This is a genomic window from Streptomyces sp. NPDC059866 (assembly GCF_042731325.1).
In the GTDB taxonomy this organism is placed as follows: Bacteria; Actinomycetota; Actinomycetes; order Streptomycetales; family Streptomycetaceae; genus Streptomyces; species Streptomyces flavusporus.
This window is the reverse complement of record NZ_JBHWJT010000005.1, coordinates 93550-114905: the sequence shown is the minus strand read 5'-3', so window position 1 is coordinate 114905 and position 21356 is coordinate 93550. Positions and strand designations below refer to the sequence as shown.

The following is a 21356-nucleotide window of genomic DNA, read 5'->3' as shown; positions in this document are numbered from 1 at the left end:
ACGGCGCGGATCCGCAGCGTGTGTGGGGTGCGTGTCGTGGGGCAGCTGTCTCGTCGGGCGTTTGCGCTGGCCGCACTGTCGACCCTCGTGATGGCACGAGACACGGGTGCGGTCCCCCGCAGGCCGCGCACCACCACCGAGATGCGCGGCATGTGGCTGGCGACCGTGAACAACCGTGACTGGCCCTCCGCCATGGGCCTGACCGTGAAGGAGCAGCGCGCCGAGTTGACCGCCCACCTGGACCGGGCGGTCCGGTGCCGGCTGAACACGGTGATCTTCCAGGTGCGGCCGACGGCCGACGCGCTGTGGCCCTCGCCGTACGAGCCCTGGTCGGAGTACCTCACCGGCACCCAGGGGCAGCACCCCGGGTGGGATCCGCTCGGCACGGCGGTCGACGAGGCGCACGCCCGGGGCCTTGAGCTGCATGCCTGGTTCAACCCGCTGCGAGTGGCGATCCACACCGACCCGACGAGGCTCGTCGCCTCGCACCCGGCCCGCAAGAACCCGGACTGGGTGGTGGCCTACGGCGGCAGGCTCTACTACAACCCCGGGATTCCCGACGTACGCGCCTTCGTGCAGGAGGCGATGCTCGACGCCGTGGCCAGATACCCGGTCGACGCCGTCCACTTCGACGACTACTTCTACCCGTACCCGGTCGCCGGCCAGAGCTTCGACGACGACGAGGCCTACGACACCCATGGCGCGGCCTTCACGAACCGGGCCGACTGGAGGCGGGACAACATCGACCGGCTGGTGCGCGACACCGCGGCCGGTATCAAGGAGGTCCGCCCCGGCACGCGGTTCGGGATCAGCCCGTTCGGAGTGTGGCGCAACGCCGACACCGACCCGCTCGGCTCGGACACCCGGGCCGTGCAGACGTACGACGACCTGTACGCGGACACCCGCAAGTGGGTGCGTGAGAACTGGATCGACTACATCTGCCCACAGCTGTACTGGCACCTCGGCAACGCCGCCGCCGACTACGCCGCTCTCGTGCCGTGGTGGGCGGAGACGGCACGGGGTACCGGCACACAGCTGTACGTGGGGGAGGCGCTGTACAAGGCCGGTGATCCGGTGCAGCACGAAGCCTGGCAGGACCCGGCCGAGCTGTCCCGGCACCTGACCTTCGCCCGCGAACACCCCGAGGTGCGCGGGCATGTCTTCTTCTCCGCCCGTGATGCGGCGGCCGACGCCCTCGGGGCGATGACGCGGGTGGTCGCCGACCACTATCAGCAGCCGGCGATTTCCCCGCGCTGAATCACTGCCCGGTGGTTTCCTTGTGCCGGATCTCGGTGTCGGGGCCCGGTGAGCACACGCCTTCGTGCCCGTCCTGGAACTTGACGCGGTACGGGGGGTTGCCCTCCTGACCCATCACTTCGACGATCTCGCCGACCTTGTCGTGTTGGCCGACCACCCTGCCGTGCTGGACAAGCTGGTCGCCCACGCTTGCGCGCATCTGGGGCCTCCTCACCATGTGCGGAGCAGCGGTCCGTACTTTCGAGTCTAGGGCGGGCGACGCCGGTCCGTACCGGTGCGTGCGCGCCGCTCAGCCTCGCGCCCGTTGCGTGACGGCGATGCAGACGAGCACGGCCGCAGCCGTCAGTGGCGCGGCCACGGTCAGGTGCTCGCCCAGCAGCAGCACCGACCACACCAGTGTGAGCAGGGGCTGGGCCAACTGCAACTGGCTGGCCTTGGGGATGCCGATGGCCGCCATGCCCCGGTACCAGACGACCAGGCCGAGGAACTGCGAGCCGACCGCGACCCAGAGCAACCCGGTCACGCTGTGCGCGGTGAGGTGGACGGGCTCGTAGGCCAGGGCGAGCGCCGCGGCGGGCACGGTGAGCGGCAGGCACAGCACCAGCGCCCAGCCGATCACCTGCCAGCCCGGCATGACCCGGGCCAGCCGCCCGCCCTCGGTGTAACCGGCCGCGCACACCAGCAGCGCCGCGAACAGATACAGGTCGGCGGAGGTGAGGGCGCCGCCGCTCTGCTGCACGGTGAAGGCGGCCACCGCCGCCGCGCCGGCCAGCGCCGCCGTCCAGAAGGTGCGCGAGGGACGGGTGCCGACGCGCAGGGCGGACAGCAGCGCGGTCGTCAGCGGCAGCAGACCGACCACGACCGCGGCGTGCGCGGTGGTCGAGGTCTGCAGGGCGAGCGTGGTGAGCAGCGGGAAGCCGACGACGACCCCGGCGGCGACGACCGCGAGACCCGGCCAGTGCGACCGGCTGGGCAATGGCACTCGCAGGGCGAGCAGACAGCCGCCCGCGATGAGCGCTGCGAGCACACTGCGCACGGCGACCAGCGACCAGGGCCCGAAGCCCTCCAGGCCCCAGGCGGTGGCGGGGAAGGTGAGCGAGAAGGCGATGACGCCGAGGGCGGCCTGAAGGGTGCCCGCGGAGGCCTTGGTGGGGCCGCTGACCGCTATCCTGGTCGGGGCGGTAGCGCTACTCTGTGTTCTCATGCAAGAGCGTAGCAGCGTCGGTGAACTGGCGGATCAGCTGCGGCGGGAACTCGACCGCTACTCGTACGGTGGAAAGCTCCCGTCCAGCCGGGCCCTGGTCGAGCGGTTCCGGGTGAGCCCGGTGACCGTCTCGCGTGCCCTCGCGCAACTGGCGGCCGAAGGTCTGGTCGTGACCCGGCCCGGCGCCGGAGCGTTCCGCGCCCGGCCGCGCGCCGAGGCCGCGCCCGCCGGGGACACCTCCTGGCAGGAGGTCTCCCTCAGCGCGGACGGCGCCGCCGAGCTCGTACCGCGCTCGGTGGACGCCTCCGGCGTCCTGGTCTCACTCGCCGCCCCACCGCCCGGCGTGATCGAGTTCAACGGCGGCTATCTGCATCCCTCCCTCCAGCCGGAGCGGGCGATGGCGGCGGCGCTGTCCCGGGCCGGGCGTCGGCCCGGTGCCTGGGGCAGGCCGCCCATGGAGGGGCTGCCGGAGCTGCGCGAGTGGTTCGCGCGCAGCATCGGCGGCGCGGTCACGGCGGCCGAGGTTCTGGTCACCTCCGGCGGACAGTCGGCGCTGACCATCGCCCTGCGCGCACTGGCGCCGCCCGGCGCGCCGGTGCTCGTGGAGTCGCCCACCTACCCCGGCATGCTGGCCATCGCGCGGGCGGCGGGCCTGCGTCCCGTGCCGGTCCCGGTGGACCCGGACGGGGTGCGTCCCGCCCTCCTCGCCGACGCGTTCCGGGCCACCGGCGCCCGGGTGTTCGTCTGCCAGCCGCTCTTCCAGAACCCGACCGGCGCCGTGCTCGCCCCCGACCGCCGCGCCGAGGTGCTGCGCATCGCCCGCGAGGCCGGGGCCTTCGTCGTCGAGGACGACTTCGTACGACGGCTCGTGCACGCCGACGCGCCGCCGCTGCCGCGTCCGCTCGCCGCCGACGATCCCGACGGAGTCGTCGTGCACGTCAGCTCGCTGACCAAGGCGACCTCACCCAGCTTCCGGGTGAGCGCCCTGGCGGCGCGCGGCCCGGTGCTGGAGCGGCTGCGTGCCATCCAGGTCGTCGACACCTTCTTCGTGCCCCGGCCCCTGCAGGAGGCCGCGCTGGAACTCGTCGGCTCGCCCGCCTGGCCGCGCCACCTGAGGACGGTCTCGACGGAGCTGAAGGGCCGCCGCGACGCGATGACGTCCGCGCTGCGGCTGCACCTGCCCGAACTCGCCCTGCCGCACATCCCGTCGGGCGGCTACCACCTCTGGCTCCGCCTGCCCGAGGGCACCGACGAGTCGGCGTTCACCGCCGCCGCCCTCCGCGCGGGCGTCGCGATCACCCCCGGCCGCCCGTACTTCAGCGCCGAACCCCCGGCCGCACACCTGCGCCTGAGCTTCGCGGCGGTGGCCGGGACGGGGGAGATCGCCGAAGGGGTACGGCGGCTGCGGGCGGCCTGCGCCGAAGCCGGCTGACCGCATCAATGGATGGCGCTCTGTTTGTAGCGGGTTGCCCGGCTGGTCCTGACCTGGAAGTAAGGTTTCGCATACCCTGGGTAACTCGAAGGTGACAGCTCTTGACCTGCGCACATTCGCGAATCACGATCGCGGCATGCCACTTCGGGTCACGTTCGTCGCCGCGGCGCGCAGCTCCCCGCTGCTCGCGGAGCGCTTCGAGGACGACCGTCCGCTGGACCAGGCCGGCTGGGACGAGGTGCAGCGCGTCGCCCACGGTCTGGTGCCGCTGTCGGCGGCCGAGCTGCGCTACTGCTCGCCCACCCCGCGCAGCCGCGCCACCGGGGACGCCCTCGGGTACGCGCCGCTGGTGCAACTCGCGCTGCGCGACTGCGACATGGGCCGCTGGCGCGGGCTGACGCTCGGCGAGGCGATGGCCCGCGAGCCGGAGGCGGTGGACGCCTGGCTCGCGGACCCGCGCGGCACACCGCACGGCGGCGAGTCGCTGCTGGCGTTCATCACCCGGGTCGGCGGCTGGCTCGACACCCGGCCCGTGGAGGACGGCGGCCGGGTCGTCGCCGTGGCCGAGCCCTCGGTGATCCGCGCCGCTCTGGTGTACGCCCTGAAGGCCCCGCCCGCGACGTACTGGAACCTCGACGTCCGTCCGCTGTCGACCACGACCGTCACCGGCCGGGCGGGCCGCTGGAACCTGCGGTTCGACGGGGTGCCGACCCAGCCCTCACGGACGTAGAGGCCAGGAACACGGTCTCCGCGCTGCCCTCGTAGCGGAAGCCGGTGATGTCGCGCGCCGGCTTCCAGACGCTCCCGCCGTGCGGCACGGCGAGGGCGTCATGGGACATCCAGGCCCAGCCCGACGACTCGCCGGTGGCGGAGGCGGGCAGCCCGGCCTCGCCGAAGACACCGGTCAGGGGGCAGGTCCCTTCCGGGGCGAGCCACGTCACCGCGCCGTCACCTCCGCGGCCGGCGGCGGCGACGGCAGGTCGTAGAAGTCGGCGATCACCTTCATGAGCCGCTCCCGGTCCTCGCTCGCGTGCTCCCAGCAGGCGTGGTCGTCGTCGTCCGCGTGCGGGCAGTGCGCGTCGGGGCCGATGAGGTTCGCGGCCAGGAGCTCGGGGGAGAGAAGGTCCGGGTCGTCGCCCACGCGCTGGCCCAGCTCCTCGAAGCTGAAGTGGAGGATCAGCCGGCCGTCGCGGTAATGGTCGAAGTCGGGCGGGAAGCCTTGGGGCTGCACGGCTCGGTCACGACCAGCTCGGCGCCGTCCGGGCACACGCGTCGGTAGTCGACGGGGTCGTAGTCCTCGATGTCCGCGTTGAGCATGTCGTGCACCGCCCATATCCAGCCGTTCCCCTCACCGTGGTCGAGGGGATCGCGCACCAGTTCGCGCAGGCCGCCGGTGAGGGCGTCGAGTGAAGTGCCCCGTGCGAAGACGACGTTCACCTCGTGGTGGCCGTAGGAGTCCTGGGTCCATCGGGTCATGCCGAGCACCTCAGAGGCGGGCACTGGCAGTGGGTTCACGCGCGTAGTCGGTGGTGAGCACGAGGTCCTTCGCGGGCCCGCGCACCCGCCACACCGACCGCCAGCGGTCCTCGTCGAGGACGGTGAACTCGCCCCGGTACAGGTCGGCCGCACACGGGTGGTCGGCGAGGTGACGGCCCGCGGTCAGGTCCAGGTCGTGGAAGGGCCGGCCGTCGGCGAAGCGGACGTCCGCCGTGCCGGGCGAACTCCCGGGCAGGAAGCGCAGCGTCCGCTCGGCGGGCCGGGCCACTCCCTGCCAGACGAAAGTGCCGGACTCCTCGTGCAGCAGCCCGCCGCTCTCCAGCGGGCTGAAAAGGGTCGTCCCGGTGAACTCGCCCCGCTCACCGCTCGCGAGATCCCGCACCGAGCGCTCCACCCGCCAGTGCCCGGCCAGATACGCCAGCACATCCGGTACTGGCCAGAACTCGCCCATCCCGTCCCGCTCTCCGTCCCGCCCGTCGCTGCGCGACCCATTGACGCCACTGCGCCCCCTCCCTATCTTGCCGTTCGAAGTGCTGACCAATGTCCGATATATCGAACAGCTCCCATCGTCGAGCCGCGGAGTATCCATGTCACGCACCACCCGCACCCGCTGGAGACTCGGTCTCACCGCGACCGCCCTCCTGACGGCCGTCGCCCTCGTGCCCGCCCCCGCGCACGCCGAGGCCGTCACCGACTACGAGATCACCGTCGACCCGGCCGGGACCGGCGCCGAGATCGACGACACGATGTACGGCGTCTTCTTCGAGGACATCAACCGGGCCGCGGACGGCGGCCTGTACGCCGAACTCGTGCAGAACCGGTCCTTCGAGTACTCCACCGCCGACAACGGCTCGTACACGCCGCTGACCTCCTGGTCGGTCGACGGCACGGCCCAGGTCGTGAACGACGCGGGCCGGCTCAACGAGCGCAACCGCAACTACCTCTCCCTGGCCGCCGGTTCGTCCGTGACGAACGTCGGCTACAACACCGGGATCCGGGTCGAGGAGGGCAAGCGGTACGACTTCTCGGTGTGGGCCCGCGCCGAGGCCGGCACCACCCTCACCGTCAGCCTCAAGGACGCCGCAGGCACCCTGGCGAGCACCCGCCAAGTGGCCGTCAAGGGCGGCTGGGTCAAGTACAAGGCCACTTTCACCGCCACCCGCACCAGCAACCGCGGCCGCCTCACCGTCGCCGCCACCGAGGCCGCCGCCCTCGACATGGTGTCGCTGTTCCCGCGCGAGACGTACAAGAACCAGCCCAACGGCCTGCGCAAGGACCTCGCTGAGAAGATCGCCGCTCTGAAGCCGGGCTTCGTGCGTTTCCCTGGTGGCTGCCTGGTCAACACCGGCTCGATGGAGGACTACAGCGAGGCCAGCGGCTGGCAGCGCAAGCGCAGCTACCAGTGGAAGGACACCATCGGTCCGGTCGAGGAGCGCGCCACCAACGCCAACTTCTGGGGCTACAACCAGAGTTACGGCCTCGGCTACTACGAGTACTTCCGTTTCTCCGAGGACATCGGCGCGATGCCGCTGCCCGTCGTCCCGGCCCTGGTGACCGGCTGCGGTCAGAACAAGGCCACCGACGACGAGGCCCTGCTCCAGCGGCACATCCAGGACACCCTCGACCTCATCGAGTTCGCAGGCGGCCCGGCGACCTCCAAGTGGGGCAAGGTGCGTGCCGAGATGGGCCACCCCAAGCCCTTCCATCTGACCCACATCGGCGTCGGCAACGAGGAGAACCTGCCGAACGAGTTCTTCGCCCGCTTCCAGAAGTTCCGGGCTGCCATCGAGGCGAAGTACCCGGACATCACCGTCATCTCCAACTCTGGCCCGGACGACGCCGGCACGACCTTCGACACCGCATGGAAGCTCAACCGCGAGGGCAACGTCGACATGGTCGACGAGCACTACTACAACAACCCGCAGTGGTTCCTGCAGAACAACGAGCGCTACGACTCGTACGACAGGAACGGCCCGAAGGTCTTCCTCGGCGAGTACGCCTCCCAGGGCAATGCCTGGAAGAACGGTCTCGCCGAAGCGGCGTACATGACCGGCCTGGAGCGCAACGCGGACGTCGTCAAACTCGCCTCCTACGCGCCGCTGCTCGCCAACGAGGACTACGTCCAGTGGCGGCCGGACATGATCTGGTTCAACAACCGCGCGTCCTGGGGCTCGGCCAACTACGAGGTCCAGAAGCTGTTCATGAACAACATCGGCGACCGGGTGGTCCCGTCGACGGCGACCGGCACTCCGGACACCAGCGGCCCCATCACCGGCGCCATCGGCCTGTCGACCTGGGCGACCAGCGCGGCGTACGACGACGTGAAGGTCACCGCCGCGGACGGCGCGACCCTGCTCAGCGACGACTTCTCCGGTGACGCCTCCAAGTGGACCCACACGGGCGGCGGCAGCTGGAGCATCCAGGACGGGCAGTACGTCCAGACGGACGCCGCCGCCGAGAACACCATGGTCCAGGCCGGAGACCCGAACTGGCACGACTACGACCTGCATGTGAAGGCCACCAAGAAGTCCGGCAAGGAGGGCTTCCTCGTCGCCTTCGGTGTCAAGGACACCGGCAACTACTACTGGTGGAACCTGGGCGGCTGGAACAACACCCAGTCCGCCGTCGAGCAGGCCGCGGACGGCGGCAAGGGGACGCTGATCACCAAGGCCGGGTCGATCGAGACGGGCCGCGCCTACGACATCGACATCAAGGTGCGGGGCCGCCAGGTGACCCTCTACCTCGACGGCCAGGAGTGGGGCAGCTTCACCGACGACAAGCCGGCCGAGCCGTTCCGTCAGGTCGTCACCGAGGACGAGCGCACCGGCGACCTGATCGTCAAGGTCGTCAACGCCCAGTCCTCCGCCGCCCGTACGGCGATCGACCTGGGCGGCGCCGAGGTCGCCTCCCGGGCCCGGGTGACCACGCTGGCCGCCGCGCCGGAGGACGTGAACACCGAGACGGACACGCCCGTCACCCCGGTCACGTCCACCTTCTCGGGGGTCGCGGACAGGTTCACGTACACCTTCCCGGAGAACTCCGTCACGTTCCTCAGGATCCGGCAGAGGTAGTCCTCACTCACGTACAACCTCGTGGTTCACCCGTGGGTCATACCGGGGACGGCGGGCGTTTCCTATCGCGCCCGCCGTGTCCGGAACGTGGTGAGCGGGGGGCGAGTGAAGCGGGTACGGCGGGCAGTGGTGGTGGGTGCCGTGACGGTGGTCGCGGCGGCACTGGTGGGGCCCTCCGCACCCGCGGGCTCGTCCTCCGCGCCCTCGGAGGGCGTGGTGGACTTCGACGGGGACGGCTACGAGGACTTCGCGATCTTCAACCAGTTCGGCAGCGTGGACGGCCAGCGGTTCGCCGGATACGTCGGCGTGGTGTATGGCTCGGCCACTTCCCGGAAGCCGCGGACCCAGGTGATCACACAGAACTCACCCGGTGTGCCGGACCGGGCGGAGAAGAACGACGGCTTCGGCGCGAACCCGGTCACGGGCGACCTCGACGGCGACGGCTACACGGACCTCGTCGTGAGCACGCTCCACGACGTCCGTGGCGACGACTACGACACGTCCTGGGTGACGGTGCTGTGGGGCGGACCGCGAGGTCTGTCCGGCGGTACCGATATCGCGGTGCGGCACCACGGTCCCACGGTCACAGGCGACTTCGACGGGGACGGACACCTGGATGTCGCAACCTCGGGGACGCTCGCCTACGGGCCGATCACCCGGCGGGGCGGGGCGGCGCGTACGGCCGAGATCACCCTGAAGTCCCGCGAGCACCCTGTGGACGAGGACGAACTGGAGGTGTGGGAGACGTTCGACCTCGAGGCCGGTGACGTGAACGGCGACGGCATCACCGATCTCCTGGCCACGGCCTGGGTGGACTACGACGGCGAACTGGTGGGCACACCCTTCCTGCTGTATCTCCTGGGTACGCCCGACGGCCTTGCCCGGCCGAAGACCGTGGAGAACTCCAAGGGCAAGGACCTGCGGGCCGGCCAGGCACTCGCGACGGGAGACCTGGACGGGGACGGATTCGACGACGTCCTGTTCGGGGACGTCTACGACTCGGACGACGGCCACGTGGGCGTGGTTCCCGGCAGCGCGTCCGGCCCCGACGGCGCCGGAGCGACAGTCGTCCGTCCCACGACGCCGGGCGTGGCGGAACCGAGCGGGGGCGCGGACGTGGACTTCGGCTCGGCCCTGGCCCTGGGGGACATCGACGGTGACGGTGACATCGACGTGGCGATCGGCTCTCCCTGGGCCGAGGTGGACAAGCGGAAGATCCAGGGCCGCGTGGTGGTGCTCAAGGGTGACGGGTCCGGACGGCTGACCGGGAAGGGCGCCCAGTCGGTCGACCGCGCCGCCTGCGATCTGCCTGCCCGGCGTTCGGACCTGTTCCGTTTCGCCTCGGACGTCCGGCTCGCGGACCTCAACGCCGACGGCAGGGCGGAGCTCCTCCCCGTCTGGATCGACGACAACCGGATCCGCGGCTACTGCGTGCTGCCCGGCACCCCGGGCGGCCCGGCCGACGCCGACCCCTACTTCATCGACCTGCCGAAGCCCGGCTCCGGGGCCCGGTAGCCGCGGGCGGGCCGGCGGGCTCACCAGTAGGCGCGGTCGTCCCACGCCCTGAAACGCGCGAACTCCACGGGGTCGTCGTCCTCGTCCGGGCCGGGGAGCCCCTCCGTCCGGAGGAGGCCGCGCCGCCAGGCGAGGAGCGTGTCGATCAGACCGGTCTGCAGCGGCGGCCCCTGGTCGGCGTGCCGGGGCCAGACGATCAGCGGCCAGGTGTCGGGATCGTCGCCCTCGACGAGCCAGCCGAGGTAGTCGCCGTCGATGGAGTTGGCGAACGGCAGGAGCCCGCCGGGCTCGGGCCACGCGGCGAGCGGCTGCCATTCCGGGTAGCCCTCCCGCAGACTCCGGTAGCCGTCCAGGGTCTCCTCGACGTGCGTGATGAACCGTCGTCCGCCGGTCCGCAGCGGTGTGTGGAAGCGCAGCCAGCCGCTCCAGATGCCGGCGCCGTACGTGTCCATCAGCGTCACGTACTCGCGGGGAAGCCGCGTGCCCAGCTCGGTGAAGAGATCGTCCCAGGTGCCGCCGCCGAGATAGGGCGTCTCGGGCGGCGGCACCAGCAGACGCAGGGCGTCCAGGCCTGTGCCGGTGTGCAGGGCGACCCGGCGCTCCTCCTCGGTGAGCCGGGGTGCGACCGGCGCGGGCGGTGTCCACGGCACGGCCGTCTCCAGGAAGGCGGTGCGGGCCATGCTGCCGGGCAGCGGACCCATCAAAGCACCGGGCGGGGAGGGGAGTTCCCAGCCTTCGCGGACGGTGTGCCGGAGATAGCCGGTGAGGGTCAGGTCGTACGAGTGCCAGGGCCGCAGCCCGCTGCCGGGGACGGCCCCGCGGTGCTGGACGACCACTGTCCACTCGTCCGGGTCGTCGGAGACCGACGTGTCCCAGAACAAGGTGTCGCCGCCCCGGCTGACACCCCAGGCGAGCAGTCCGCCGGGCTCGGGGTGCAGCCGGGGCCGCTCGTCCTCCGGCAGCTTCCGGACGTCGATCCGCGCCTCGCGCTGCGTCTCCCGCAGCCACTCGCCAAAGTCGAACCGGCCCTCCTGCACGCACGGCACGTGGACCCACAGGTACTCGCCGAAGTCCAGCGGGCCGTACCGGTCGGCCAGCCGCTTGTAGTCGTCCGGCAGCCGCACCCCGAGCCAGGCCTCCACGGCCGCCCAGTCGACGGGGACGGGGGAGGGCGGGCGTTCGGCGTCGGGCTCGGTGAAGTCGGCCAGGTCCACGGTCACTTGACGGCTCCAGGGTGATCAACGGCGTGACGACGCCGATTCTCTCCTATGAGGTGGGCGACGAGGTCCGCTGGATGGGCTGCGCGTTCTCGTGAACGGCATCCAGTGCGGCGGCAGCGGCCCCGGCTGCCGGCCGACGCAGGGTCAGCGCGATCGCCACGCCCAGCAGGGTGAGCCCGGCGGCGGTGAATCCCGCCGTACGCAGGCCCGGCACGAGCACGGGACCGGCGGTCGCGTCCGTGGCGGCCCCGGCGACGGCGACCCTGGCCGGTGCCGCTGACGAGCCCGCCAGGTGAAGCGGCGTACCGGTCGGGGCGAGAACACGGGTACCGCCACGAGATCCCGTACTGGCCAGATCACCTCGTCGTCGTCGACGGACCAAGCCGTCGTCCATGAACGTGTCCACCCCTCGCGCAGTGAGAGTCGGGACCGTACGGGCTCGGCGATCGCGTGTGTCGCGATCAACTGCTCTGGCCCACACCGCTCCGAAAACACCACTACCCCGGCATTGGCGTACATGTCTCCAGAAGGGCAGTCGAGGAGGAGTGAAGGGGAAGGTTCTCGCTACTTGATCGAGAAGTGGCAGGCTCGGACTGGGCGGGGTCAACGAGGGACCGGAGGGCCGGCTGTCGATCGTCGCCACAGGTGCTCACCAGCGGGCGCGGCGCATGATTGCATAAACGTGCAGCGACACGTATAGTCATGCCATCGAGGAGGAGGGTCCCATGACGGTACGTGCCGCAGTGGCCGGAGCGAGCGGATACGCGGGCGGAGAGCTGCTGCGTCTGCTCCTGACGCACCCCGAGGTCGAGATCGGCGCCCTGACCGGCAACTCCAACGCCGGTCAGCGGCTCGGCGCGCTCCAGCCGCACCTGCTGCCGCTGGCCGACCGTGTGCTGCAGGAGACCACCGCCGACGTGCTCGCCGGGCACGACGTCGTCTTCCTCGCCCTCCCGCACGGCCAGTCCGCCGCCGTCGCCGAGCAGCTCGGCCCGGACGTCCTCGTCGTCGACATGGGTGCCGACTTCCGGCTGAGGGACGCCGCCGACTGGGAGCAGTTCTACGGTTCCCCGCACGCCGGGACCTGGCCCTACGGCCTCCCCGAACTGCCGGGCGCCCGCGCCGCGCTGGAGGGGTCCAAGCGCATCGCGGTGCCCGGTTGCTACCCCACGGCCGTCTCCCTCGCGCTGTTCCCGGCGTACGCCGCGGGGCTGGCCGAGACCGAGGCCGTGATCGTCGCCGCGTCCGGTACCTCCGGCGCGGGCAAGACGCCCAAGCCGCATCTGCTGGGCTCCGAGGTCATGGGCTCCATGTCGCCGTACGGCGTCGGCGGCGTCCACCGCCACACGCCCGAGATGATCCAGAACCTCAGCGCCGCCGCCGGTGAGCGGGTCTCGGTGTCCTTCACCCCGACCCTCGCACCGATGCCGCGCGGCATCCTCGCCACATGCAGCGCCAAGGCGCGCGAGGGCGTCACCGGCGAGTCCGTCCGCGCCGCCTACGACAAGGCCTTCGCCGACGAGCCCTTCGTCCACCTCCTGCCCGAGGGTCAGTGGCCCGCCACCGCGTCCGTCCACGGTTCCAACGCCGTTCAGGTGCAGGTCGCCTTCGACGCCGGCGCGCACCGCATCATCGCGATCAGTGCCATCGACAACCTGACCAAGGGCACCGCGGGCGGTGCCGTCCAGAGCATGAACCTCGCCCTCGGGCTCCCCGAGGAGCTGGGCCTTTCCACGATCGGAGTCGCACCGTGAGTGTCACGGCAGCACAGGGATTCACCGCGGCCGGTGTCGCCGCCGGGATCAAGGAGAACGGCAACCCGGACCTGGCCCTCGTGGTCAACACCGGGCCCCGTCGCGCCGCCGCGGGCGTCTTCACCTCCAACCGTGTGAAGGCCGCGCCGGTGCTGTGGTCCGAGCAGGTCCTGGGGAGCGGCCAGGTCTCCGCCGTCGTCCTCAACTCCGGCGGCGCCAACGCCTGTACGGGACCCAAGGGCTTCCAGGACACCCACGCCACCGCCGAGAAGGCCGCCGAGGTGCTCGGCCGGGGCGCCATCGAGGTCGCCGTCTGCTCCACCGGCCTCATCGGTGTGCTCCTGCCCATGGACAAGCTGCTCCCGGGCGTCGAGACGGCCGCCGCGCAGCTGTCCGAGCACGGCGGTGAGAAGGCCGCCATCGCCATCAAGACCACCGACACCGTCCACAAGACGTCCGTCGTGACGAAGGACGGCTGGACCGTCGGCGGCATGGCCAAGGGCGCCGGCATGCTCGCCCCGGGCCTCGCCACCATGCTGGTCGTCCTCACCACGGACGCCGACCTCGACAACGACGTACTGGACCGGGCGCTGCGCGCGGCCACGAAGGTGACCTTCGACCGGGTCGACTCCGACGGCTGCATGTCCACCAACGACACCGTGCTGCTGATGGCCTCCGGCGCCTCCGGGATCACCCCGCAGTACGAGGAGTTCGCCGAGGCCGTACGGACCGTCTGCGACGACCTCGGCCAGCAGCTGATCCGCGACGCCGAGGGCGCCAGCAAGGACATCAGGGTCGAGGTGATCAACGCCGCGACCGAGGACGACGCCGTCGAGGTGGGCCGCTCCATCGCCCGCAACAACCTCCTCAAGTGCGCGATCCACGGAGAGGACCCCAACTGGGGCCGCGTCCTGTCCGCGATCGGTACGACGAAGGCCGCCTTCGAGCCCGACCGGCTCAACGTCGCCATCAACGGCGTCTGGGTCTGCAAGAACGGTGGCGTCGGCGAGGACCGCGAGAAGGTCGACATGCGCTACCGCGAGGTGCACATCGTCGCCGACCTCGCGGCGGGCGCCGAGACCGCCACCATCTGGACCAACGACCTGACCGCCGACTACGTCCACGAGAACAGCGCCTACTCGTCATGAGCACTACGCGTAAGCACACCGCACTGCCCAAGGCCCAGATCCTCATCGAGGCGCTGCCCTGGCTGGTCCGGCACAACGGCAAGATCGTCGTCATCAAGTTCGGCGGCAACGCCATGATCGACGAGGACCTGAAGGCCGCGTTCGCGCAGGACGTGGTGTTCCTCCACCACGCCGGCCTCAAGCCGGTCGTCGTGCACGGCGGCGGCCCGCAGATCAGCGCCGCCCTCGACAAGCACGGCATCGTCAGCGAGTTCAAGGCGGGCCTGCGCGTCACCACCGAGGACGCCATGGACGTCGTACGCATGGTGCTGGCCGGACAGGTGCAGCGGGAGCTGGTCGGGCTGCTCAACCAGCACGGGCCGCTCGCCGTCGGCCTCACCGGCGAGGACGCGCACACCATCACCGCCACCAAGCACCAGCCCGAGATCGACGGCGAGTTGGTCGACATCGGGCGGGTCGGCGAGATCACCGAGATCGACACGGGCGCGATCGAGGCACTGCTCGCCGACGGCCGCATCCCGGTCGTCTCCTCGATCGCCCGCTCCCAGGACGACGGACATGTCTACAACGTCAATGCTGATACGGCGGCTGCGGCACTCGCTGCTGCGCTGGGCGCCGAAACCCTCATGGTCCTCACCGACGTCGAGGGCCTCTACGAGGACTGGCCCCACTCCGACGAGGTGATCAGCCGCCTCACCGCCTCCCAACTGGAGAAGCTGCTGCCGGAGTTGTCCTCCGGCATGGTGCCGAAGATGGAGGGCTGTCTGCACGCCGTGCGGGGCGGCGTGAACACCGCCCGCGTCATCGACGGCCGGGTCCAGCACTCGATCCTGCTGGAGATCTTCACCGACGAGGGCATCGGCACGATGGTCGTGCCCGACGAGCAAGAGGGGGATGCCGAATGAGCGCCAATCAGGAACTGACCGCGCGCTGGCAGGGCGCGCTCATGAACAACTACGGCACCCCGCGACTGCCCCTCGTCCGCGGCGAGGGCGCGAAGCTGTGGGACGCCGACGGCAAGGAGTACGTCGACTACGTCGGCGGCATCGCGGTCAACGCCCTCGGCCACGCCCACCCCGGGGTCGTCGAGGCGGTGAGCCGCCAGATCGCCTCGCTCGGCCATGTCTCCAACCTGTTCGTCGCCGAACCGCCCGTCGCGCTCGCCGAGCGGCTCCTGGAGCTCTTCGGCCGGGACGGCAAGGTCTACTTCTGCAACTCCGGGGCCGAGGCCAACGAGGGCGCCTTCAAGATCGGCCGGCTGACCGGGCGTACCCACATGGTCGCCACCCAGGGCGGCTTCCACGGCCGCACCATGGGCGCCCTCGCGCTCACCGGCCAGCCCGCCAAGCAGGAGCCGTTCCTGCCGCTGCCCGGTGACGTCACCCACGTCCCCTACGGCGACGCGCAGGCGCTGGCCGCCGCGGTCACCGAGGAGACGGCGCTGGTCGTCATCGAGCCGATCCAGGGCGAGAACGGGGTCGTCGTCCCGCCCGCCGGCTATCTGAAGGCGGCCCGCGCGATCACGGCCGCCACCGGATCGCTGCTGGTCCTGGACGAGGTGCAGACCGGCGTCGGCCGCACCGGCCACTGGTTCGAGTACCAGGCCCACGAGGGCGTCCTGCCCGATGTCGTCACGCTCGCCAAGGGGCTCGGCGGCGGGCTGCCGCTCGGCGCCACCGTCGCCTTCGGCCGGGCCGCCGAGCTGCTGCAGCCCGGTCACCACGGCACGACCTTCGGCGGCAACCCGGTCGCCTGCGCCGCCGGACTCGCCGTCCTCGACGCCATCGCGAACGAGGGCCTGCTGGAGAACGTCAAGCGGCAGAGCGAGAAACTGCGGGACGGAATCGAGTCCCTGGGCCATCCGCTGGTCGGCCATGTCCGGGGTGCGGGCCTGCTCCTGGGTATGGTGCTCACCAAGCCGCTCGCACCGCAGGTGCAGCAGGCGGCTCAGGACGCCGGATTCCTGGTCAACGCGCCCGCCCCCGATGTCGTACGGCTCATGCCGCCGCTGAACCTCGGCGACGACGAAGTGGCGGCGCTTCTCCAGGCGTTGCCCGGCGTCCTCGACGCAAGCCACGGGGACGGACGAGCCGGAGAATGAGACGACGATGAGCCACGCGCAGGACCACGGGCACGCAGGGCCTGCCGTGCCGCAGACCCGCACCGCACGCCACCGCCGGATCGTGGACATCCTCAACCGGCAACCGGTGCGCTCCCAGAGCCAGTTGGCGAAGCTTCTCGCCGACGACGGGCTGACCGTCACGCAGGCGACGCTCTCCCGGGATCTGGACGAGCTGAACGCGGTGAAGATCCGCAACACCGACGGCGACCTCATCTACGCGGTGCCCAGCGAGGGCGGTTTCCGCACCCCGCGGGCGCCGCTGGGGGAGTCGGCGAAGGAGGAGCGGATGCGGCGGCTGTCGCAGGAGCTGCTGATCTCCGCGGAGGCCTCCGCCAACCTCGTGGTCCTGCGCACCCCGCCCGGCGCCGCGCAGTTCCTGGCCTCGGCCATCGACCAGGCCGAACTGCACGACATCCTGGGCACGATCGCCGGTGACGACACGTTGCTGCTGATCAGCCGGAATCCGACGGGTGGGCAGGCGCTCGCGGAACACTTGCTGCGGTTGGCTCAGAACGGCCACTGAGCTGCGTGGAGGCGGTGGGTTGCCGGGTGCGGGTGAATGGGGGCTGGTCGCGCAGTTCCCTGCGCCCCTTACGTCGGACCACTTGCCCCCCGCCCAGCAACAGCGCCGGTCAACCCAGCCGCGCCGCCAACCCGCCCGTGCACCGCACCTCATCCCCGGCCGTGATCAGCAGCGCCTCCACGTCCGGCAGCGACTCCAGCCACGCCAGCCCCTCCCGCGAGCCCATCGCGAAGGCCGCCGTGGCCCAGCAGTCCGCCCAGGTCAGCCGGGGCGCCACCACGGTCACGGCGACGAGGTCCGTCACCGCGGACTTCCCCGTCCGCGGGTCGACGATGTGGGCGCCGCGTTCGGCGGTGCCGGACGTAGCCACGGCGAGCTCGTCCAGTCCGGCGGCGGAGATCACCGCCGCCAGCCCGCCCGGCCGCAGCGGGTCCGACACGCCGACCCGCCAGGGCCGCTGCGGGCCGGGTGCGCCGAGCAGCTGGACGTCCCCGCCGCCGTTGACGCTCACCCCGCTCACCCCGGCCGCCGCCAGCCGCCGGGCCGCCCGCTCGACGGCCCAGCCCTTGACGATCCCGGTCGGATCGAGCCGTCCCTCGTACGACATGCTGAACCAGCCCTCGCTGATCCGCTCCGCCTCGGCGCCGAGCTCCAGCACCTCGGCGACGTCGGGATCGCACTCCTCGACGGTCACCGCGCCGCGAGCCAGCCGTGAGACCTGACTGTCCTCGCGGTAGGTGCTGAACACCTCGTCGACCCGGTGGAGTCCGGCGATCGCCTCGTCGAGGGCCGCCCGGACCGTGCCGGGATCCCCGCCGCGGACGTCGAAGGAGAAGACGGTCCCCATCGCCTCCTCCGCCCGGCGTACCGCGGCGGGAGCCTGTGCGGGTTCGGTCACCGGCTCAGCCACCGGCCTGGTCCAGGGCCGACTGCAGGGACTGCTGGTAGCCGGTGCTGGTGTAGGTGGCTCCGGACACGGCGTCGATGTCGGCGCTGCCTGCGGTGACGGTGGCCTGGTTGAGCCGGGGCACGGCGTCGGCGGTGATCTGGCTGCTGCGGCCGCCGCTGGGTGCCTGCACCGCCTCGGCCTGGGTGACCTTCCCGCCGCTGACGGTGATACGGACCTGGACCGGCCCGTACTGGGTCTGGGCGACCTCGCCGGTCACCGTACGGGCCTGGGCGCTGCCCGAGCCCTGGTCGGCGGCCCCGCCGCCTCCCGCCTGGATCTGGTCCAGGGCGGACTGGAGGGACTGCTTGTAGCCGGTGCTGGTGTAGGTGGCTCCGGACACCGCGTCGATCTCGGCGCTGCCGGCGGTGACGGTGGCCTGGTTGAGCTGGGGTACGGCGTCGGCGGTGATCTGGGTGCTGCGGCCGCCGCTGGGTGCCTGCACCGCCTCGGCCTGGGTGATCTTCCCGTTGCTCACGGTCAGCCGTACCTGCACCGGTCCGTACTGGGTCTGGGCGACCTCGCCGGTGACCGTGCCGCTGCCGGCGGCCTGGGCGCCGCCCTGGGGTGACTGCCCCGCCGCCGCGGGCGGTGCCGCACCGCCCGCCGCGGACGCGGAGCCGGGGTCGGACGCCGGCTTCAGCGTCAACAGCAACACGATGCCGGACACGGTGGCGGCGGTGGCGAGCACGGCACGCCGAACGGGATGGCTCTTCTTCATGGTTGCCGGTCTCCTGATGACCCGTCGCTCACATCTCGAACGACTCGTGATGGATACGGCGGGCGGGAACCCCCGCGCCGCGCAGTGCTTCGTACACGGACTGCGCGAAGCCGGGCGGCCCGCACAGAAAAACGTCATGCCGGTCGATGTCCGGGATCTTCCGCTGCAGGGACTCCGCGGAGATGTCCGGGCGTGCCCCGTCCGGGCTGTTGACCGCGTACATCAGCCGGGCGCCCCGCTCGTCGGCGATCGCGGCCAGCTCGTTCCACAGGGCCAGGTCCTGGGTGCTGTTGGCCCGGTACAGCAGGGTGAGGTCGCCGGCCGCGCCGGGCAGCGTCTCGAACAGCGCCCGCATCGGGGTGATGCCGACACCGCCGGCCACCAGCAGCACCTTGCCGCGGCTGCGCCGGGACGCGGTCAGCGCGCCGTACGGTCCCTCGGCCCACACCCGGGTGCCGGGCCGCAGCTCGCGCAGCCGGGTGCTGTGGTCGCCGATCGCCTTCACGGTGATCCGCAGCATGTCGGGGCGGGGCGCCGCCGACAGCGAGTACGGGTGGGAGCTGAACCGCATGCCCGGTGCCATGAACCGCCAGCGGAAGAACTGCCCGGCCTCCGCACCCATCCGGTGCAGCTTCCGCCCGCCGATCAGCACCGACACGATCCCGGGCGTCTCCTCGATCACGGCCTCGACCCGCATCCGGTGCTTCAGGTTGAGCCGGATCGGGGTGAGGATCCGGTACCAGATCACGAGCGCGGTGACCGACCCGTAGAGCCCGTACCAGAAGGTCTTCGCGAGGGGTTCGACGGCGAACTCGTTGCCGGTGCTGATCTGGTGCCAGAACGTCAGGAACACCGCCGCGTACGTCATCAGGTGCACGTGGTACCAGGTGTCGTACGGCATCCTGCGGCGGATCCCGCCGATCGAGACCAGGCCGATCAGCAGCAGCAGTCCGGTGCCGATGGCGGCCTTGCCCATGTCCGGCAGCTGGGTGACGGAGTCGACCGTCTGCTGGACGATGTCGCCGAGCCCCTTGCCGGCCTGCAGGGCGTAGCCCCACATGATCAGGAAGATATGGGCGAGGACCAGGCAGAGGGTGTAGCGGCCGGTCATCGCGTGCCAGCGGGCGACCCGGTCGGAGCCCACCCGCCGTTCCAGGGCGGGCACCCGGGCCATCTGCAGGACCACGAGTGCCATGAGATATCCGGCGAGCAGACCGGTGATCCGGCCCGCGGCCAGGATCTGACCGGTCCGGTCGGCGATGGACGGAGTGTTGTCCCACCACAGCCACAGCACCCCGGCCGCGCCCGCCCACAGGGCGAGCAGCAGCGGGACGGCGGGGGAGCGGCGCGGGCGGATACGGCGCATCGTCTGACGCCGGGCGGCACGGCCGCCTGCGAGCGTGGTGGTCACTGTTCCTCCGGGGACGGGGGCAACGGGTGTGTCGTAGTCCCTTGGCCCAGAGATACGTGCGGGGGTGGCCGTGTGTTCAGGTCAATACCGAGTGATCGCCGTGCCGCCGCTCACCGTCCCCACGGCGATGTGCGGCCGCTGCGCCGGCTCGGCCCACTGGAGGATCCGCCGCATGGCGTCCGCCGGCACGGACACACAACCGGCCGTCGGCCCACGCCCGTTGACATGCAGGAAAATCCCGGCGCCGCGCCCGCGCACCGGCTTGCGGTAGTTGAACCCGATGACGAGGGCATGCGCGTACCGGCTCCCGTACGACACCAGGTGCTCGGCCTCGGCGGCCCGGCAGTCGGCGGGGCGGGGCTCGGTCCACCGGTTGTAGGACCGGGACCGGACGTCCTGGCACCACCAGGAGTTCTGCCGTACGGGACGGTACTTGTACGTCGTCCCGCGCGGCGCCGCCTCGATGCCGAAGGCGTACGGCAGGTCGTACAGCCCGGTCGGCGTCGTGTTCGTGCCCTGCTTCCGCGAGGCGCCCTCGGCAAGCCCGTTCGCCCCGAAGCGGGCCGGTGTGGAACCGGCCTCCACCCAGCGGCCGTCCCTCCGGTCCCACCAGGTGAGCGTGCCCGTCGTCGAGCCGGTCCGCGGGGCCACGGCGGTGATCAGCTGGCTGCCGCCGCCGGTGTCCGCCATCCGGTCGGGCAGCGGGGCGGCTCCTGCCGGAGCGACGGCGAGCAGGGCGGCGGAGGTGAGGACGGACAGGACGGCTGTGACACCGGAGCGCATGCCTGTGAAGCTAACGGGCCGCAGGGGCAGCGGCAGTTCGGAAGAGCCATTCGGGCGGGCGGACGTCCGAAGTGATCACGCCGGGCGGACGGGCGGCAGGGGCAGCGGCAGGCCGGGCAGCCCGTCCAGGCTCCTGGCGATGTGGTCCTTCTTGGCGAAGTACTCGCTGAGCGAGGTGTCGTCCTCGCGCGCGAAGCGCTGAGCGTGCAGGTCGCGGTCCCCGTCGTACGACATGTGGGGCACCGCGAAACCGCAGGAGTCCCGGACGAGTTCGGCCGTCACGACGACGATCGCCCGCAGCCCGTGCGGGCTCGGGTCGACGTCCGGAAAGCGAGCGAGCAGCTCCCCGAAGCGCGGGTCGTCGCGGAACACCGGCTCCCCGCGGCCGTGCACCCGGACGATGTTCGGCGGCCCCTGGAAGGCACACCACATGAGGGTGATCCGGCCGTTCTCCCGCAGATGGGCGATGGTCTCGGCGTTGGAGCCGGCGAAGTCGAGGTAGGCCACGGTGTGCTCGTCCAGCACCGCGAAGGAGCCCTTCAGGCCCTTGGGAGAGAGGTTGACCGTGCCGTCCCCGGACAGCGGGGCGGTCGCGGTGAAGAAGAGGGGCTGCTCCTCGATGAACGTACGGAGCCGGCCGTCTATGCGCTCATATGTCTTTCCCATGGCCGGTGATTATTGCGCAAAATCGTTCACCTGCCTAAGGAGTTGTCGGCGAGTCCTGCGGTGGCCGCCCCGGCCGGCGCTCCAAC

The 21356-nt window shown here is 71.4% G+C and carries 23 protein-coding genes; 10 read left to right on the top strand and 13 right to left on the bottom strand.

Going from position 1 to position 21356, the window contains the following annotated elements:
* The first annotated feature begins 90 nt into the window (after positions 1–90).
* Positions 91–1257, top strand: coding sequence for a glycoside hydrolase family 10 protein (locus tag ACFV7R_RS09100; RefSeq protein ID WP_385261652.1), 1167 nt, complete (start codon positions 91–93; stop codon positions 1255–1257).
* A 1-nt stretch (position 1258) separates the two neighbouring features.
* On the opposite strand, the gene ACFV7R_RS09095 is transcribed toward ACFV7R_RS09100, so the two are convergent.
* Together ACFV7R_RS09095 and ACFV7R_RS09090 are read right to left on the bottom strand one after the other, a co-directional pair.
* On the bottom strand, positions 1259–1456 hold the full coding sequence (locus tag ACFV7R_RS09095) for a DUF1918 domain-containing protein (RefSeq protein WP_129796912.1): 198 nt from the start codon (positions 1454–1456) through the stop codon (positions 1259–1261).
* 90 nt (positions 1457–1546) lie between these two features.
* A complete protein-coding gene (locus ACFV7R_RS09090; RefSeq protein ID WP_385261649.1) occupies positions 1547–2461 on the bottom strand; it encodes a DMT family transporter in 915 nt (304 codons plus the stop codon).
* On the opposite strand from ACFV7R_RS09090, the gene ACFV7R_RS09085 reads away from it, so the two are divergent.
* Together ACFV7R_RS09085 and ACFV7R_RS09080 are read left to right on the top strand one after the other, a co-directional pair.
* A complete protein-coding gene (locus tag ACFV7R_RS09085) occupies positions 2460–3893 on the top strand; it encodes a PLP-dependent aminotransferase family protein (RefSeq protein WP_385261647.1) in 1434 nt (477 codons plus the stop codon). The genes ACFV7R_RS09090 and ACFV7R_RS09085 overlap by 2 nt on opposite strands.
* 136 nt (positions 3894–4029) lie before the next feature.
* The gene (locus ACFV7R_RS09080; RefSeq protein WP_129796909.1) at positions 4030–4623 is read left to right on the top strand and encodes a histidine phosphatase family protein; all 594 of its coding nucleotides are present in this window, start codon (positions 4030–4032) and stop codon (positions 4621–4623) included.
* Here the strand turns inward: ACFV7R_RS09080 and ACFV7R_RS09075 are convergent.
* Genes ACFV7R_RS09075 through ACFV7R_RS09060 form a run of 4 tightly spaced genes read right to left on the bottom strand, consistent with a single transcriptional unit; the run spans position 4556 to position 5841 of the window.
* Positions 4556–4834: a hypothetical protein gene (locus tag ACFV7R_RS09075; RefSeq protein ID WP_385261644.1), complete on the bottom strand. Its 279-nt coding sequence runs from the start codon at positions 4832–4834 to the stop codon at positions 4556–4558. The genes ACFV7R_RS09080 and ACFV7R_RS09075 overlap by 68 nt on opposite strands.
* Positions 4831–5034 (bottom strand): hypothetical protein, encoded by a 204-nt coding sequence (locus tag ACFV7R_RS09070; protein WP_385261641.1) that lies wholly within the window; start codon positions 5032–5034, stop codon positions 4831–4833. The genes ACFV7R_RS09075 and ACFV7R_RS09070 overlap by 4 nt, the downstream gene beginning before the upstream one ends.
* A 35-nt stretch (positions 5035–5069) precedes the next feature.
* Complete coding sequence (locus ACFV7R_RS09065) at positions 5070–5369, bottom strand: hypothetical protein (protein WP_385261638.1); 300 nt, start codon at positions 5367–5369, stop codon at positions 5070–5072.
* A 10-nt stretch (positions 5370–5379) separates the two neighbouring features.
* The gene (locus ACFV7R_RS09060; RefSeq protein ID WP_385261635.1) at positions 5380–5841 is read right to left on the bottom strand and encodes a DUF6314 family protein; all 462 of its coding nucleotides are present in this window, start codon (positions 5839–5841) and stop codon (positions 5380–5382) included.
* 136 nt (positions 5842–5977) lie between these two features.
* Here ACFV7R_RS09060 and ACFV7R_RS09055 point away from each other — a divergent pair, with 136 nt between their 5' ends.
* Together ACFV7R_RS09055 and ACFV7R_RS09050 are read left to right on the top strand one after the other, a co-directional pair.
* Entirely contained in the window at positions 5978–8461 is a 2484-nt protein-coding gene (locus ACFV7R_RS09055; protein WP_385261632.1) for an alpha-L-arabinofuranosidase C-terminal domain-containing protein, read from the top strand.
* 141 nt (positions 8462–8602) lie between these two features.
* Positions 8603–9976: an FG-GAP repeat domain-containing protein gene (locus tag ACFV7R_RS09050; protein WP_385261630.1), complete on the top strand. Its 1374-nt coding sequence runs from the start codon at positions 8603–8605 to the stop codon at positions 9974–9976.
* A 20-nt stretch (positions 9977–9996) separates the two neighbouring features.
* On the opposite strand, the gene ACFV7R_RS09045 is transcribed toward ACFV7R_RS09050, so the two are convergent.
* Together ACFV7R_RS09045 and ACFV7R_RS09040 are read right to left on the bottom strand one after the other, a co-directional pair.
* Positions 9997–11196: an SMI1/KNR4 family protein gene (locus tag ACFV7R_RS09045; RefSeq protein ID WP_385261627.1), complete on the bottom strand. Its 1200-nt coding sequence runs from the start codon at positions 11194–11196 to the stop codon at positions 9997–9999.
* A gap of 46 nt (positions 11197–11242) precedes the next feature.
* Entirely contained in the window at positions 11243–11590 is a 348-nt protein-coding gene (locus ACFV7R_RS09040; RefSeq protein ID WP_385261625.1) for a hypothetical protein, read from the bottom strand.
* Positions 11591–11921: 331 nt separating this feature from the next.
* Between ACFV7R_RS09040 and argC the strand changes: the two genes are divergently transcribed.
* From argC to ACFV7R_RS09015, 5 genes are read left to right on the top strand one after another with little or no spacing between them, the layout of a single operon-like run.
* The gene (gene argC / locus ACFV7R_RS09035; RefSeq protein ID WP_385261622.1) at positions 11922–12950 is read left to right on the top strand and encodes an N-acetyl-gamma-glutamyl-phosphate reductase; all 1029 of its coding nucleotides are present in this window, start codon (positions 11922–11924) and stop codon (positions 12948–12950) included.
* The gene (gene argJ, locus ACFV7R_RS09030; RefSeq protein WP_385261619.1) at positions 12947–14098 is read left to right on the top strand and encodes a bifunctional glutamate N-acetyltransferase/amino-acid acetyltransferase ArgJ; all 1152 of its coding nucleotides are present in this window, start codon (positions 12947–12949) and stop codon (positions 14096–14098) included. The genes argC and argJ overlap by 4 nt, the downstream gene beginning before the upstream one ends.
* Positions 14095–15003, top strand: a complete 909-nt coding sequence (gene argB / locus ACFV7R_RS09025; RefSeq protein ID WP_385261616.1) for an acetylglutamate kinase — start codon at positions 14095–14097, stop codon at positions 15001–15003. Before argJ ends, argB begins: the two co-directional genes overlap by 4 nt.
* Positions 15000–16199, top strand: a complete 1200-nt coding sequence (locus ACFV7R_RS09020) for an acetylornithine transaminase (protein ID WP_385261612.1) — start codon at positions 15000–15002, stop codon at positions 16197–16199. The genes argB and ACFV7R_RS09020 overlap by 4 nt, the downstream gene beginning before the upstream one ends.
* A 7-nt stretch (positions 16200–16206) precedes the next feature.
* On the top strand, positions 16207–16743 hold the full coding sequence (locus ACFV7R_RS09015; RefSeq protein WP_385261609.1) for an arginine repressor: 537 nt from the start codon (positions 16207–16209) through the stop codon (positions 16741–16743).
* Positions 16744–16852: 109 nt separating this feature from the next.
* Here ACFV7R_RS09015 and ACFV7R_RS09010 read toward each other — a convergent pair whose 3' ends face one another.
* The 5 genes from ACFV7R_RS09010 to ACFV7R_RS08990 form a co-directional block, all read right to left on the bottom strand.
* On the bottom strand, positions 16853–17653 hold the full coding sequence (locus ACFV7R_RS09010) for an FAD:protein FMN transferase (protein WP_385261607.1): 801 nt from the start codon (positions 17651–17653) through the stop codon (positions 16853–16855).
* A complete protein-coding gene (locus ACFV7R_RS09005; RefSeq protein WP_385261604.1) occupies positions 17646–18410 on the bottom strand; it encodes an FMN-binding protein in 765 nt (254 codons plus the stop codon). Before ACFV7R_RS09005 ends, ACFV7R_RS09010 begins: the two co-directional genes overlap by 8 nt.
* Positions 18411–18438: 28 nt before the next feature.
* Positions 18439–19821 carry a ferric reductase-like transmembrane domain-containing protein gene (locus ACFV7R_RS09000; protein WP_165396156.1) on the bottom strand — a complete coding sequence of 461 codons (1383 nt, stop codon included), beginning with the start codon at positions 19819–19821 and terminating at the stop codon, positions 18439–18441.
* Between the two features lie 81 nt (positions 19822–19902).
* Complete coding sequence (locus ACFV7R_RS08995) at positions 19903–20604, bottom strand: L,D-transpeptidase (protein ID WP_385261602.1); 702 nt, start codon at positions 20602–20604, stop codon at positions 19903–19905.
* Positions 20605–20679: 75 nt separating this feature from the next.
* A complete protein-coding gene (locus ACFV7R_RS08990; RefSeq protein WP_385261599.1) occupies positions 20680–21270 on the bottom strand; it encodes a pyridoxamine 5'-phosphate oxidase family protein in 591 nt (196 codons plus the stop codon).
* Positions 21271–21356: the final 86 nt, after the last annotated feature.

What these genes read in the sequence shown, in the direction of transcription:
- ACFV7R_RS09100 (WP_385261652.1), top strand. Translation starts at nt 91, where the DNA reads ATGGCACGAGACACGGGTGCGGTCCCCCGCAGGCCGCGCACCACCACC.
- ACFV7R_RS09095 (WP_129796912.1), bottom strand. Translation starts at nt 1,456, where the DNA reads ATGCGCGCAAGCGTGGGCGACCAGCTTGTCCAGCACGGCAGGGTGGTC.
- ACFV7R_RS09085 (WP_385261647.1), top strand. Translation starts at nt 2,460, where the DNA reads ATGCAAGAGCGTAGCAGCGTCGGTGAACTGGCGGATCAGCTGCGGCGG.
- ACFV7R_RS09090 (WP_385261649.1), bottom strand. Translation starts at nt 2,461, where the DNA reads ATGAGAACACAGAGTAGCGCTACCGCCCCGACCAGGATAGCGGTCAGC.
- ACFV7R_RS09080 (WP_129796909.1), top strand. Translation starts at nt 4,030, where the DNA reads ATGCCACTTCGGGTCACGTTCGTCGCCGCGGCGCGCAGCTCCCCGCTG.
- ACFV7R_RS09065 (WP_385261638.1), bottom strand. Translation starts at nt 5,369, where the DNA reads ATGACCCGATGGACCCAGGACTCCTACGGCCACCACGAGGTGAACGTC.
- ACFV7R_RS09060 (WP_385261635.1), bottom strand. Translation starts at nt 5,841, where the DNA reads ATGGGCGAGTTCTGGCCAGTACCGGATGTGCTGGCGTATCTGGCCGGG.
- ACFV7R_RS09055 (WP_385261632.1), top strand. Translation starts at nt 5,978, where the DNA reads ATGTCACGCACCACCCGCACCCGCTGGAGACTCGGTCTCACCGCGACC.
- ACFV7R_RS09040 (WP_385261625.1), bottom strand. Translation starts at nt 11,590, where the DNA reads ATGGACGACGGCTTGGTCCGTCGACGACGACGAGGTGATCTGGCCAGT.
- argC (WP_385261622.1), top strand. Translation starts at nt 11,922, where the DNA reads ATGACGGTACGTGCCGCAGTGGCCGGAGCGAGCGGATACGCGGGCGGA.
- argB (WP_385261616.1), top strand. Translation starts at nt 14,095, where the DNA reads ATGAGCACTACGCGTAAGCACACCGCACTGCCCAAGGCCCAGATCCTC.
- ACFV7R_RS09020 (WP_385261612.1), top strand. Translation starts at nt 15,000, where the DNA reads ATGAGCGCCAATCAGGAACTGACCGCGCGCTGGCAGGGCGCGCTCATG.
- ACFV7R_RS09015 (WP_385261609.1), top strand. Translation starts at nt 16,207, where the DNA reads ATGAGCCACGCGCAGGACCACGGGCACGCAGGGCCTGCCGTGCCGCAG.
- ACFV7R_RS09005 (WP_385261604.1), bottom strand. Translation starts at nt 18,410, where the DNA reads ATGAAGAAGAGCCATCCCGTTCGGCGTGCCGTGCTCGCCACCGCCGCC.
- ACFV7R_RS08995 (WP_385261602.1), bottom strand. Translation starts at nt 20,604, where the DNA reads ATGCGCTCCGGTGTCACAGCCGTCCTGTCCGTCCTCACCTCCGCCGCC.
- ACFV7R_RS08990 (WP_385261599.1), bottom strand. Translation starts at nt 21,270, where the DNA reads ATGGGAAAGACATATGAGCGCATAGACGGCCGGCTCCGTACGTTCATC.